Annotated in this window: 11 protein-coding genes and 1 pseudogene; 6 read left to right on the top strand and 6 right to left on the bottom strand. The window is 55.7% G+C overall.

Annotated elements, in window-relative coordinates; translation table 11 throughout:
* Window positions 1-1474 precede the first annotated feature (1474 nt).
* The 3 genes from M0D69_RS03495 to M0D69_RS43685 all read right to left on the bottom strand — a co-directional run bounded on the left by M0D69_RS03495 (window position 1475) and on the right by M0D69_RS43685 (window position 4752).
* Complete coding sequence (locus M0D69_RS03495) at window positions 1475-2563, bottom strand: IS110 family transposase (RefSeq protein ID WP_301780699.1); 1089 nt, start codon at window positions 2561-2563, stop codon at window positions 1475-1477.
* Window positions 2564-3208: 645 nt separating this feature from the next.
* Window positions 3209-3934 carry an SDR family oxidoreductase gene (locus M0D69_RS03490; RefSeq protein ID WP_301780677.1) on the bottom strand — a complete coding sequence of 242 codons (726 nt, stop codon included), beginning with the start codon at window positions 3932-3934 and terminating at the stop codon, window positions 3209-3211.
* A 419-nt stretch (window positions 3935-4353) separates the two neighbouring features.
* The gene (locus M0D69_RS43685; protein WP_367619683.1) at window positions 4354-4752 is read right to left on the bottom strand and encodes an SDR family NAD(P)-dependent oxidoreductase; all 399 of its coding nucleotides are present in this window, start codon (window positions 4750-4752) and stop codon (window positions 4354-4356) included.
* A gap of 565 nt (window positions 4753-5317) precedes the next feature.
* Here M0D69_RS43685 and M0D69_RS03485 point away from each other — a divergent pair.
* Window positions 5318-6217: a LysR family transcriptional regulator gene (locus M0D69_RS03485; RefSeq protein ID WP_301780676.1), complete on the top strand. Its 900-nt coding sequence runs from the start codon at window positions 5318-5320 to the stop codon at window positions 6215-6217.
* 317 nt (window positions 6218-6534) lie between these two features.
* On the opposite strand, the gene M0D69_RS03480 is transcribed toward M0D69_RS03485, so the two are convergent.
* A complete protein-coding gene (locus M0D69_RS03480; RefSeq protein ID WP_301780675.1) occupies window positions 6535-7131 on the bottom strand; it encodes a TetR/AcrR family transcriptional regulator in 597 nt (198 codons plus the stop codon).
* Window positions 7132-7435: 304 nt separating this feature from the next.
* On the opposite strand from M0D69_RS03480, the gene M0D69_RS03475 reads away from it, so the two are divergent.
* The 5 genes and pseudogenes from M0D69_RS03475 (at window position 7436) to M0D69_RS03450 (ending at window position 11577) form a co-directional block, all read left to right on the top strand.
* Window positions 7436-7837: a nuclear transport factor 2 family protein gene (locus tag M0D69_RS03475; RefSeq protein WP_301780674.1), complete on the top strand. Its 402-nt coding sequence runs from the start codon at window positions 7436-7438 to the stop codon at window positions 7835-7837.
* A 70-nt stretch (window positions 7838-7907) separates the two neighbouring features.
* Window positions 7908-8636 (top strand): SDR family NAD(P)-dependent oxidoreductase, encoded by a 729-nt coding sequence (locus tag M0D69_RS03470; RefSeq protein ID WP_301780673.1) that lies wholly within the window; start codon window positions 7908-7910, stop codon window positions 8634-8636.
* A 261-nt stretch (window positions 8637-8897) separates the two neighbouring features.
* Window positions 8898-9233 (top strand): hypothetical protein, encoded by a 336-nt coding sequence (locus M0D69_RS03465; protein ID WP_301780672.1) that lies wholly within the window; start codon window positions 8898-8900, stop codon window positions 9231-9233.
* Window positions 9234-9631: 398 nt separating this feature from the next.
* Window positions 9632-10408 (top strand): annotated as a pseudogene (locus M0D69_RS03460) (EAL domain-containing protein); the annotation flags it as partial.
* 893 nt (window positions 10409-11301) lie between these two features.
* Entirely contained in the window at window positions 11302-11577 is a 276-nt protein-coding gene (locus M0D69_RS03450; protein WP_301780700.1) for a hypothetical protein, read from the top strand.
* 115 nt (window positions 11578-11692) lie between these two features.
* On the opposite strand, the gene M0D69_RS03445 is transcribed toward M0D69_RS03450, so the two are convergent.
* Both M0D69_RS03445 and M0D69_RS03440 read right to left on the bottom strand, forming a co-directional pair.
* Window positions 11693-12841 carry an alpha-hydroxy acid oxidase gene (locus M0D69_RS03445; protein WP_301780670.1) on the bottom strand — a complete coding sequence of 383 codons (1149 nt, stop codon included), beginning with the start codon at window positions 12839-12841 and terminating at the stop codon, window positions 11693-11695.
* The gene (locus tag M0D69_RS03440) at window positions 12838-13746 is read right to left on the bottom strand and encodes a TauD/TfdA family dioxygenase (protein WP_301780669.1); all 909 of its coding nucleotides are present in this window, start codon (window positions 13744-13746) and stop codon (window positions 12838-12840) included. The genes M0D69_RS03445 and M0D69_RS03440 overlap by 4 nt, the downstream gene beginning before the upstream one ends.

The raw sequence follows: 13746 nt of genomic DNA, 5'->3' as shown, positions 1-13746 counted from the left end.
AGCGATCTATTTTTGGCACAATTGTTGTTCGCCTGAGAGAGGTTTCTGTCGACCATACGATTAACTGATGGAGGCCATTCTAGGAAATTCAACAAATGGTAAATACCGCGAGACGCAAAACAAGTCGTTTCCGAATCGAAAAAATCCCGTGCGGTTTGACCAGGAACAGGAAACGACTCGTATGCATGAAGCCCTGTCTATCAAGCAATGGCGATTATTAGCGAACAGTTTCCATATCGGAAACTGTATGTTTCCATTAATCGTCGGTGTCCTATCTCGAGATATCCCAGAAATCGGCCTGACGCGAATTCGATTGCGGAACAGGGTTCGGCATTGATCGGAACTCTAAACATCTGTGGAACAAGACGACGACGCGAGCAGTCGTCGCGACTTCGGGTCGATGGACCCTGGCGTCCGCATCTAGTGTCATGAATTGCAAATTCGTTAAATAATTCGGCTCGCTGCCTACCTTTCGCACAGTGGTCCCGCGTGGACGACAATACGAAAAGGTAGCCTCTTTCAGTGCTTGCGCCCGAAGCATGCTTCAGCGGCCTCGGCGGGCGACAGATTGAGATGGAAGTAGTCGTGAAGACGTCTTACGGTCGCGGCGTCGGGGTCGTACGGCGATCGGATAAAGTCCCTTGCGACGGCTGCGTCATACCAAGCATATATAAACGTGTCCAGCTCTCGCTCGTACTCGCGCGGTACCTGGTTCCAATCGTTAACCACAGCGAACTCCTTCTCGGCTGCGGACGTGACCGGTGTTCGGTCGCGCCCGCAGATTACTTAATCACGCCACTCGTCAACAGATACTCATCGCCGGGCGTTCGGCATCGGGTGGGGACACACACCAAGTACCGTCGCCTCGGCGAAGGACATAGGTAGCAAACGGGCCTGTCTATACCGATACCTCGACGCATACATAGCGCATCTGATGGAGGTGTGCGCGACTTCCTCTTGTTACCCGAACCGCCATCGCGGAAGCGAATAAAAGCCATTTTCCACCATAAACCGCAAGGACCTTTCAGTCTTCTCCATCGGCGTCGCCTTCAATCTCGTTCTTTTGATGCAGCCGGTTGACGTTCCCTTTTGCACCAAGCAGGTTGTGCACAAGGAGCGCGGTCCCTTTGCACGATTCGTAAAGAAATATCGGCACAACCTGTCCGTGGTTACGAGGACGCAGACCTTGTGTGCGAATTTCTAACTCATGACACTGATATGTATTTGACCTGTCCAGTGGTTTATAAAAGGTTCTGGTTCGTACAATGTGTTGGTAGCAGAACGGACGGCATGCCGACGGTTGATCAGTCTGATATGCGCGGGTTGGGTACCGCATGACAACCGATTCGTCGGGGAGCTGCCTCGCTCTAGGGTCGAGGATCATTCCATTGCTGGATGCCTCATAGTGTCCACGAGGGTTCTCCCACCGTTGTCCATTCTGCTACCGACACACTGCACGTACATGACGGTGCCCCTAGCGATTAGGCACAGGCTGTGGCAACTCCTGTCCTATTGCCCATATGAAGCCAGTCAGTTCACGCGCGACCGCGGTACATGCTTGCACTTTTAGTTTCCCTTTGCCCTCCATTAATCGATAACGCGCACACAATCGTTTCTGTGCCTTCCAAGCAATATCCTGCACCGCTTCGGAGGTTCGCTCTGCACGGCGTTGCAGATGGGCGGTTTTTCTGGCCGGATGGCGATAGGTCCAGGACGCTTCCACCAGCACTCTACGCACGTGAGCATTGCCGGTCTTGGTGATTGCGCCGCGCGATTTGGTGGCTCCGCTGGAGTGCTCGCTGGGCACCAGACCCAAGTACGCCATCAATTGCGGAGCACTGGCGAAGCGCTTCAGATCACCAATCTCGGCGACCACCGTCGTCGCGGTCAACAGGTTGACGCCGCGCAGCGCCATCAGGCCTTCGATCACCGGCCAGAACACCGATTCACTCGCCGCGCTTTCGAGTTGCGTGTCCAGTCCGTCGACACGCTTACTGAGTGCCTTGACGGTGTCAACGTATTCCTGAAACACGATCTGCTGAACTGATTGCCCGAATTGTTGCTCTTCAAGCCATCGATAATGCGCCTGAGTCCAGTTGCTCTTTCCGCTGTAGCATTTGCCATACCGAAGCAGAAAGGCACACAACCGTTGCTTGGCCTGGCGCTGAAGATGCTTCATGTCCTCGCGCGCTCGGGTCAAGTCGCGCAGCCCTTCCTGCGCGTCGTCTGGAACCCATACTGCAGTCAGTTCTCCGGCTCGATGCAAGCGCGCCAGCATAAGACTATCGCGGCGGTCAGTCTTGACCCGTTCGCCCGCTTTCCTTGGAATCAGAGACGGTGCGACAACCTGGCAATCCCAGCCGAGGTCACTGAGCTGCCGATGGATTCCATATCCGCATGGGCCTGCCTCGTAGCAAAACGAGAGATGCGCGTCACCTTTTCTCAACTGCCGAACCAGCTTTTCGATCGCCTCCGGTGTGTTGGCAATCTCCCCGATGTAACGCACGTCGCCTCTACCCGCATCGGCTACAGAAACCGCAATCGTCGCCTTGTGAACATCCATCCCAACGAACTTGCTAAACTGCTTCACGACCTGCTCTCCTCAATTGCGGCTCTGAGCCTTCGGTTCTTCGGAGCCTCAAGCTTAACCCGCGTCGCTTGAGGTACGGCAGGTCCAATACATTATGTCTAGCGCGATGTTCGTACGATCGCATATTAACCGTGCTGGCCCACATCAGCGGTTTTGTCGTTAGACATAGGGCCATAAGAATGGCGCTATATCTAGGAGTATTTCATACTTATAAAAGGTAAAATTGATCGGCAATTTTCGTTAAGATTTCGATCGAAAAAATCGAATCACGTACTTTTCTGAGCACGTCAGTACCGTCAAATTCCGACTCGATGCGTGAAACTACGCCACGGATATCGTCTTCGAGTTGACGTCCGATGTTGTCGCTTGAGCGTTCTGATAGCCGACGACCAGCTCGTTCAAAGACGCCTTAATTCTATGCAATCGAAACGACCCTTTCCCCGCGCTCAGCCAATACAGCTGCAAGACCACGACGAGACCGGTGCGGCATCCGATAATCGACGACCAGGCACGTTTGGTGTTCGACATTGACCCGCCTGTCTAATGCCGAGCTACCTGCGGATTCGGACGGTCATGCTGGCAACCCGGTCTCTCATATAGGGCGACGAGAGAATCGCGTTATGGCGCGACCTGCTTGACAGGACGAATCAGAATCTCTTGGACCAGCACACGGGGGGGCTGCGCGAAAGCGTAGACAAGTGCCTGAGCGACATCTTCCGACGTAAGCGCGTCCAACTCACTGCGGCGTGCCTGTTGGTCGATGTTGTGGCCGAATTCAGTCCACACGGCACCTGGCTCGATCACCGAAACACGGATGCCTTCCCCGCCAAGTTCCTTGCGCAAAGCGTCGTGAAAGCCGACGACGGCAAACTTGGTTGCGCAATATACCGACCAGCCTGGCACGCCATGCCGTCCGCCAACGCTCGAGACTGACGAGATCATTGCGCCGTCGCGGCCCTTCATCAGCGGAATGGCCGCTTGGGAACAATTTAGCATCCCAAACAGATTGACGTCGATTTGCTCGCGCCACTCACTCGGCTTGCTGTCGGTAAACGCCCCATGAATGCCCAGACCGGCATTGTTGAAGAGCAGGTCGAGGGCGCCATGCTTTTTGTGTACGAGATCGAACAGCTCGCGCACTTGGCCGGCTTCCCGTACATCGACGTAGGCAGCGGTTGCGAGGGCGCCGATTTCGCTTGTCAGTGCGTCGATGCGCTCCCTGCGGCGCCCGGCCAGTATGACGTGTACGCCTTCGGCGGCAAGAAGTCGGGCTGCTGCTTCGCCAATACCGCTGGATGCCCCTGTAATAACAGCGACTTTCCCTGTCAAATCCTGCATCTGCATGTTGTTTCTCCTGAACGCTGTCGATTTGTAGCTCGCAGCCAGTGCGAGCTCGAGTCCGAGGGTGATTGAAAATGACGAGTGCGATATTTGATATGCACACCGTCGTGCAGATCTACCAGACTTTCCTTGTGATCTTGCGTCTCTGCTTTGGCCTAGATGGTCCTATACAGCTTGGAAGTCTAAGCGCTCTCATTTAGCTCAACAATGGGCTAACACTTCGTGGGGTTATGAAGGGAATTCACAAATGCTTGATCGAGGATTCTTCGGCTTGAACGCTTTCGTGGCGATCGCTGACGTGTGAAGTTTCAGTGCGGCGTTCCTGGTGCGGGAGGTGTCTCCGTCGACATTGAGCCATGCGAGAAGGGGCTGGAGGCGCGGCTTTGCGCGCGGCTTTTGGATTGCGCGATCCGTCGATTGCGCTAACGAAGGCGGGAAAACGACTGCTCGTCCGTATCCACACCTCGCTTGTGGATCTCGAAGAAGCGACGGAAGAGGCGACATCTTTGCGCGGCCGCCCACCGGGACCGATCCGCGTCAGCATATCCGAATTTGGGCGCGAAGCTGCTGTGAACAAAGGAAGTGATTTCTCTGTATAACGTAGGGTGTCGAGTTGCTTCAATGATTCCGCATACCTTCTTCACTGAGATTTTTATGCAGCGCGCCGTAAAACCGATCAGAGCGAATTTCGTCGCGCAGTAGATGGACCAGGTCGCGACGCCATGGCCTTCGCCAACGCTGAAGACAGAACAGATCATCGCACCGAGGCATCCTTTCATCGCTGAAGTAGCCGCCTGCGCGCGATTCAAGACGCCGAAGATGTTAGCGTTGTTTGTGCCGGCCAGTCCTAGGGCTCCCTGTCTTTAAATAGTCGATAAATTCCCATGTCGGCGCAATTGACAAGGAAGTCGAACCCGCCGAATCATTTCCTTGACCGTCGCAGACACCACCGCAACCTACCTTGCACGTACGTCGCCGATTTCAGCGAGTGCGGCGTCTTAGAGTTCGTTTGCCAACGGATCGATATGGTCTGTTCGATGGGCTACCAGGACGACTTCGATGTCTTCCCAAAGGAATAGTCGTGCGGTCGCCTGCACAATACCGCCGGACGCGCCGTGATAGCCACTAGCTTGTTAATGAGATATTGCATCTGCTTTTCTCCGCTTCGGAGAAAAGTGTTTGATATGGCGTGCGCCACGGCTAGTGCAGTAATTGCGTCGCAGCATCTGCGATTAAGTGAACTGCAAGTCGCCGGACGATGGATGCGATCCGTGCGGTGTTCAACCGAGCTTACGGTAGGCGCGATAGCTCCTGCAAAGTTTCGGTGGTTGTTCTATTCTCAACACTCCCCTTATTTCTGCATGAGTTACTTAGGATTGTTCACATATGTCGCGAGTTAGCATACCTGAGTTGTCCGCATTTATCGCGATCGCCGAACAACGAAGTTTCAGTGCGGCGGCGCGGACTTTAGATTTGTCCCCGTCAGCGCTTAGTCATGCGATGCGGGGTCTCGAGCGAAGGCTGGGCGTACGGCTATTCAATCGGTCGACGCGGTCGGTCGCATTAACGGAAGCAGGCGAGCAATTTCTTAGCCGGGTACGGCCTGCAATAGTCAATATAGAGGACGCGATCCTTGACGTTTCCTCTGCGCACGATCGCCCCACCGGGTCAATTCGGATCAGCTCACCGGAGTCTGCGGCCAAATTGCTGATACGCCATGTTCTCCCGGATTTTCTTGCCTCATATCCTGACATTCACGTCGAATTCGTGGTGGACACACGGCTGGTGGACATCGTGGCCGATGGTTTCGATGCCGGTATTCGTGTTCTCGCCGACGTACCCCGCGATATGATTCCCGTCAGATTCGGACCCGATATGCGATTGACAGCAGTGGCATCACCTGACTATCTCGCACGACATGAGCCGCCGAAAGTGCCTCACGATCTGACGCAACATCGGTGCATTCGCTTCCGATTCGAGAGTGGCGCGCGCTTTCGTTGGGATTTTGAATATCGCGGCAAAAGCACGAGCATCGACGTCGATGGGCCGATGACACTCGGCAATATCAACCTCATGATTGAGGCAGCGCTGGCGGGCATCGGCGTTGCCTGGGTACCGGAATATTACGTTGTCGAACATCTGGCGTCAGGACGTCTTGTGCACCTGCTTCCAGAGTGGAGTCCTTTCTTTCCCGGCCTGTGTCTCTACTACGCCGCCACCCGACATCCTCCGACTGCACTGAGGTTGTTCGTACAGGCCGTGCGCGATTGGACCAACCACGTTTGAACGAGCGCCTTGTCGCCAGTCGGATATACCTCATGTTCCAGCGTGAGCGAAGGGGTATTGTCAACGGGTTGGTCATGTGCTCAATCTGTTCATGAGCGGCCTCGCCACACGTACGCGCAGCAAAAGCGAACGCCACACGCCCGGCATTTCCAGGTGCGGGAAAGCGGGACGGGCGCGGCTATGTTGGAGCGTCCTGCCGCTTAAGTGAATTACCCTTGCGGGTCACGTTTTCGATCGCACGAGGGCCAACAAGTTGGCAGTGTCCATGTTGATATCCGCCAAAAACCAAGCCGGGGTGGCTTACTTCTAGATAGAAGTCAATTGTCGGCCAAATCAAGCAACAACTGTCGACGACCGTCTTTCAATATTTCGTCCGCCAAGTCTGGATCAGCGTCGACCAATGCGCGCGACAGCACCAAAGTTCCAACCAGTCGACTTAAGACCGCAATAGCTTTCTTCCTGCGGTCTCTTCTATTCGTACCGTTAAGCGCATCTGCGAGGCATTCAAGATTCGAAGCAACGCCCTCGGCATAGGACTTGCGTGCCCCCGCGCTCAGTCGCCGGACGTCACCTGCGAAAGTGGATACCGGACAGCCAGAGTCAATCGCTTTCCGATGATCAGGGGACAGGTACCAATCGACCTGACGCTTGATCGGATCTACCCCTAACGCCTTGGACTGTTCGATGGCCGCGACAAGTCGATTTTTGCCGTCTTCCATGGCATTGGACATCACTGCTGCCACCAATGCATCCTTCGACTCGAAATGGTTGTAGAAACCACCCTGAGTAAAGCCCGCCGCCTTGGTCAACTCGGTTAGTCCCACTGCATCTACGCCGCGCTCGCGGAAGAGCTTTTCTGCAGCGGCAATGATGGACTGCCGATTTTCAATAGCTTGCTGCCTTGAGACACCCATGAATCGTTCTCCTCGCCTGTGCGTCGTTTTTCAAGATTCTCTCACAAAATACGATGGTGAATAACATTGACATCGGCAATCAGCGGCATCATGATTGGTGGTGTCGATGGTGATCACAATCGTAAACATTCACAGGTCCGGTCAACCGACCGTGCGGAACGCTCGTCTATGAGGCGGGAATTACTCTTGCGGTCCTTGGGCCAGCGGACGCCAGTGTGTCCGTCTACGTTTCGGTCCGGAGAGCTCGCATGACAGCTCAACACTCAAGCGTGCCGTTGCCTGACTTGCCACTGGGGGACATTTCATGTCAAAGACCACACCCGAACAAAACAAGGCGCTTGTGCTCGAGGCTTTCAACGCGCTCTTCAACAAGCGCGACTACGAGGCGGCCGCTCGTTTCTGGTCGGATAATTACATCCAGCACAGCGCGCATATTGAACCGGGCCGTGAGGGTCTCCTCAGATTGATTCGTGGACTCCCCGACACGCTGCGATATGAGCACGCGTTGATCGTCGCGGAAGATGACTATGTGGTCGTTCACGGGCGGTTTTCAGGTATCGGTCGCCCAACTGCGTGGATCGCCGTCGATGTCGTCAGGATCGAAGACGGTCGTTTGGTCGAACACTGGGATGTGCTTCAAGATGAAGCAACGCACGCGGAATCGAAGAGCGGACTGCCGATGTTCGGAGATCGCTTTCCTGCTTGACGCGGATAAACGATGCCACGCTGTTCGGCGGCGCGACAAGAACATTTGACTTTTAACCGGAGGAATGGCCGTGGGTAAGTTGCAAGGCAAAGTTGCTGTCATTACTGGCGGCTCCACAGGAATAGGTCTCGCGACCGCGCAACTCTTCGTGAGCGAGGGGGCTTATGTCTTTATTACGGGTCGCCGCCAAAAGGAGCTGGATGAGGCGGTAAAGACGATTGGCCGCAACGTCACGGGCGTTCAGGGCGATGTTGCCAACCTGGCCGATCTGGATCGGCTTTACGAGACCGTTGCAAAGAAAGGGCGCGTCGACATCGTTTTTGCCAACGCTGGTTTCGGCGCGTTTGCCTCGTTGGACGGCATGACCGAGGAGCACTTCGACGGGCTGTTCAACACGAATGTGAAGGGCACTCTGTTCACGGTTCAAAAAGCGTTACCGTTACTGAATGATGGTTCCTCCATTATCCTCACTGGCTCGGTTGCCAGCGTAAAGGGAACTCCGGGTTTCTGGGTCTACGGAGCAACAAAGGCCGCCATACGCAGTTTTGTCAGAGCCTGGACAGTTGAGTTGAAGGATCGGCGCATCCGTTCAAATGTGCTTAGCCCTGGGCCGACCGAAACACCAGCGGTGGATCAGCAACCTGCGGATGCGATTGCCCGGATTGTGTCTACGATCCCGATGGGTCGTATGGGCACGCCCGAAGAAATCGCGAAAGCGGCCCTGTTCCTTGCCTCCGATGACTCCAGTTTTGTCACGGGCATCGAATTGTTCGTCGATGGCGGACGGGCGCAGATCTAACCAGCGGTATACGCCAATCAAAGGATGCTCTCGGACCTCAGCCATATTCCGGACTCTTTATGCGTTTCTCGGGGCGAAGTCCGCATTGATGTCAAAACAATAGGCATCAACCGAGTCGATGCGGCGCAACGACGTGTATATGGAGCCGGTCAAATTCCCGGCGGGTCTGGGATACGAGGTTGCAGGCATCGCCGATGCCGTCGGTCCAGACGCGGCCGGTTATGCGGTGAGTGACGAGGTTAGCGTGCGCCGGCGTTCTCGATGAATCTGTACTTCACATATGGCGAGGTCATCACCGTACCGGATTACGCCTTGGTGGGGCAGCCGAAATCGCTTTCGTTCGCGCAAGCGGCGGCGGTCTGGATGATGTTCGTGACGGCTTACGGAGCGCTCATCAACGACGCCAAGGTGGGTAAGGCCGGTTTCGTCCTCGTTTCCGCAGCTTCCAGCAGCATGGGAATCGCGGCAATCCGGCTTGCCAACTACGCAGGTGCGGGGTGCATTGCACTGACACACACTTCGGCCCAGACGAAGCAATTGTTCGAAGCAGGTGCTTCGCACGTCATTGTGACGGACGAGATCGATCTAGTGCAATAAGTAGTGCGTATCATCGTAACAACGAATCTTGATATGGATACGGTGCTCGACTTCAACCGCTTGAGGAACGCGGCTGCCACTTCGGCTGGCGCGGGAGACTGAGATACGCAAAACTTGCAAGTATGTATACACATAAAACTAGGATGCGGACGATCGGGTGTGGTCTTGCAGTCCAACGTTGTTGCGATCACCGTCATGATGCCCCCTGAACGAGAGTTGCGATGTTCGCATTGGCGAAGCGACTGGCTGGTTTTCCTGCGGCCGTTTTGGAGCGGCTCGAGCTTTCAACCGGCTGTGGTCGGTGCCATGCTTTGGGGATCGGATGTTCCCCGAGATTCACCAAATTGCAATAGACGACTGCCGTAGTTTCGTATGTCTCATTCTGTGGGTGCACGCTCATGCCGCAAGATATGCTTTACGAACAGGAAGCTCCGAAAATCAAAGATCTGATTTCGCGATGTGGCTTGTCTGCTGTGTTTCAGCCGGTTGTCAGTTTCGAAAGCGGTGCAATCTGCGGCTACGAAGGTCTGATTCGGGGACCAGTGAGCACGTCGATCGAGATGCCCCACGCCCTGTTTGCGCAGGCAAGGGCTGAAGGCTGTGCTATCGAACTCGAGAGGGCTGCTGCGCGGATCTGTCTCAAAGCGTTCGCAGGGAGTGCTTGCGATGGCAAGCTACTTCTTAATTTCAGTGCGGAGGCGCTTCGGCGGATTGCGGTTGATTTCGATGATGCGCTCAATTTTCTGAAGGAGTCTCGGATAGATCCGTCGAGAATCGTACTTGAATTGACCGAGCAAAGCATAGTTGACGATGTTAGAAGTTTCATGCCAGTGATAGCAAAATTGCGAGCCACTGGTATGCAACTCGCGCTGGACGACTATGGCACTGCGCACGCAAGTATGAATCTGTGGGTAGGCTTGCGCCCTGAAGTCGTAAAAATCGATCGATTCTTTATCCATGGGATCGCTAGTGACCCTCTCAAATTCGAAGCGGTCAAGGCGATGCAGCACTTCGCAAACGCAAGCGGCGCGCGACTTGTTGCCGAAGGCATCGATAATGCCGAAGATCTAAGGGTCGTGCGCGACATGGGCATTAGCTTCGGCCAGGGATTTTATTTTGGTCAACCCTCCGCTCGGCCATTGCGCTACGTTGCCGATGAGGTAAGACAGTCAATTTGCAGTGCGCGTCTCAGGTCAACCCTGTAAACGGCCGATCGGATCATCTCTGTTGAATGTCGCTGTGGAAGCGCACACCGGCCGCTCTCCATATGGTAGTAGTGCGTCTTACCATCGCGGGGCGCGGGTAAGGCCGACGTCCTTATTGAGCGGCAGCCCGACCGCTAAACGCGCTTCGGTTTACAAATTGCTGCGCGAGCCGGTTAAGTCTGTGGTCAGCTCTGTCGTATTGTCGGAAGCGACGCTGTCACCCAACGATGGTCTGCATCATTGTTGGCGTCGGCGGGGCACATTGATCATTCCCCCGACGACGTGCGAGACGGCTGTTGATTCCATCCCATCAGGAGACGTCTGTCATCAGCAATGGTTCTAGTGATCGAAATCAACGCTATTGCTCAACCCGCACCCCGCAATTTCCGTTTGTCTGCCGCATGGTTTCTCGCGCCAGATGAGAAGTATCAACACCATTGCATTAGTGCACGCCGCGAAAGCACGCGTGAGCTGCCTCTGCAGGCGACAGGCCGGCGTTGAAGTAACCTCGCAATCGATCCACGGTCATGGTATTAGGATAATAGGAAGTGCCGACAAATCCCGCGCTTATCGATTCTATATACCAGGCGCATGCCCACATTTCTAGTTCCTCCAAGCTTTTGGGTGTTAGGTCTTTCGACTCGTCCATTAGAGTGATCCCTACTAGTTCGTCGATCGCTGCCATCTTGAGTGCGAATTCCCATCAGGCGGCACTTGCGTAGACACGTATTGCTAAGCGTCTGGGCTCTGGAGGGAACACTCGCCATGTGCCGTCATCGTGTTGGAAGAAGTAGAGCACGACTGAGCCTTCCTGCCACAGCGCTTCAACGCGCACATATCGCCTCCGATTAGGAGGTGTGCGAGTGAATCGGGTTATCCGAACCGGCGTCGTCGAAGTCGGCATCAGCCATTTTTCAACTAGCGAACGCAAGGAGTTTGCAGCGGTCATCGGCTTCTCCTTCAACTTCGTGTCCGTTGAACTCGCACCGTCCTGTTGCATCTGCCAAGACGGTATGGTTGTTGCAGAACGCGATCCGACGAAACAACGGTGGTTGCCATTGCAGTTTTTCCAGGGAACGTCCAATTCGGTTCGCAAGCTAGCGTTAGTGAGCACGGGCGTTTCGACCTTATTTCAATGACGATATCGACTCGACCGCATACTCGGAAAGAACGGACTCTAATCGTGGTTCGGCGGGTCCGCGTGACTATGCCGCCGTGCCTGTCGAACGCGCAATGTCGCCTTCGGGATCGGTGTCATTGATGAAGCAAGTGCGGTCCGATCTCTGAGATTGATGCGACCCCACACAATTGCATCGTGCGTCTGAGCTCGTCACGCAGGATATCCAGCGCGCGCATCGCTCCGGTTTCACCATCGGCGCACGCGCCATATAGCGTCGCACGCCCTATCAGCACTGCTTTGGCGCCAAGCGCAAGGGCCGTGACGATGTCGGAGCCGCGCCGGATGCCACCGTCAAGCATGACGTCGACGACCCCACCCACCGCAGCGGTGATTGCGGGCAATGCCGCAAGGGTAGGCATTCCTGCGTCGAGTTGACGTCCGCCATGATTCGACACAACCAACGCGTCCGCGCCGAGTTCCACTGCGCGACGCGCATCGTCGGGATGGACGATACCCTTGATGATCAGCTTCCCAGGCCAGCGAGCGCGGATGTGCTCCAGGTCATGCCACTTGAATGACGGGTCATAATTGCGGCCGACCGATGACGCTATCGCATTAGCGTCGCTTGCGACTGCATCGAGGCCCAGCAGATTCGGCATCTCGGGAACGCCATGCAGCAGCATCGAAAGCGCCCATCGCGGCCGCGACGCGAAATCGAGCACGTTACGCGCCGTGTAGCGAAACGGGATCGCAAAGTCGTTGCGAAAATCGCGTTCGCGCTTACCGCCGACCGGTAGGTCGACGGTAATCATCAACGCCTCGTAGGCAGCTGCTTGCGCACGGTCGATCAGCGCGTCCGTGAACGTTCGGTTGCGCAAGATGTATGCTTGGAACCATCGGCGCGAGGGGTTCGCATAGTTGGCAATGTCGTCGATCGAAGCTGTCGCGGATGTTGATAATCCGTATGGAATGGCATGCCGCGCGGCCGCGCGCGCGATTGCGATGTCGCCGCCACGCCAACCGAAGCCGACCGCGCCTGTCGGAGCGATGGCAATAGGCAGGGCGCTCGGCTCGCCGAGAAACGTCGTGCCGAGCGATACGTCGCTGACATCCCGTAGCACTCTCGGCACCAGTTGGTACTGCCTGAACGCCGTGCGGTTGCCAGACAGCGCTTGCTCGTCCTCTGCGCCGCCGTCGAAGAAATCGAATACGGCGCGTGGCAGGCGGCGCTTCGCCAAATCGCGCAGATCATCGATCGAATGCGCGCGCGCACTTGCGCTCACACTGCCTCCTCGAAAACCCGGTCAGCTATGACCTGACAACGCTTGATCAGACGGTGTTCGTCCGCGCGGTAGTCGGCCACTGCATTGTGGATCGTACCGATGTTGTCCCACATCAGTACGTCGCCTACGCTCCACTGGTGCTTGTACCGGTACCTGTTCTGGACCTGATGCTGAAAGAGAAAATCCAGGATTTGCGCGCTTTCATCCTCGGGCAACTCGTTAATTCGCATCGCGTAGCCGGGGTTCGCGTACAACACGCGGCGCTTCGTGATTGGATGCGTGAGGAAGATGGGATGCGACACGGGCGGCTTGGCCGCGCGTTGCTCCGCGGTTAGCGGTGGCCGGGCGCTGCCTTTTTCGCGCCGCATCATTTCCCAGAACTTGTTGAAATCGTGCTCGACGGTCATGCCTTCCAGATATGCCTTCAGTTCTTCTGGAAGTTCGTCATACGCAGCGTGCATGTTGCAGAACTCCGTGTTACCGCGCGAATGACCATCGCGAAATGGAATCTTGACTCCATACAGGATGTTCGTGAAAGCGATAGTGCGGCTATACGACATGTCCGTATGCCAACTCTGTCCCGCATCCGCCAGCCCAATTGGTTTGCCGTCGCGAACGATGTTCGACAACACCATTACCTCGGGAATGCCCGGCTCCTGAAAGTTGTTCGCGACATTGATCTCGAGCGTGCCGAACCGTTGGGCGAACTGCTTCAGTTGCGCCGCTTCGAGCTGCTGGTGCGGGTACCACAAGACACCATACTTTCCCAATGCATGTTTCAACTCCGCGAATGACGCGTCCGAAAGCGGCTGACTTAAGTCGACGCCTTCGACCATTGCGCCTAACGGGTGGGAGCTTCGAGTGATCTGCACGGTAGTTTCCTTCTGCGATTGGACGCGGGTCAC

The sequence above is a fragment of the Caballeronia sp. SEWSISQ10-4 2 genome (assembly GCF_030464885.1).
Classification (GTDB): Bacteria; Pseudomonadota; Gammaproteobacteria; order Burkholderiales; family Burkholderiaceae; genus Caballeronia.
This window is presented reverse-complemented; position numbering and strand designations above follow the sequence as displayed.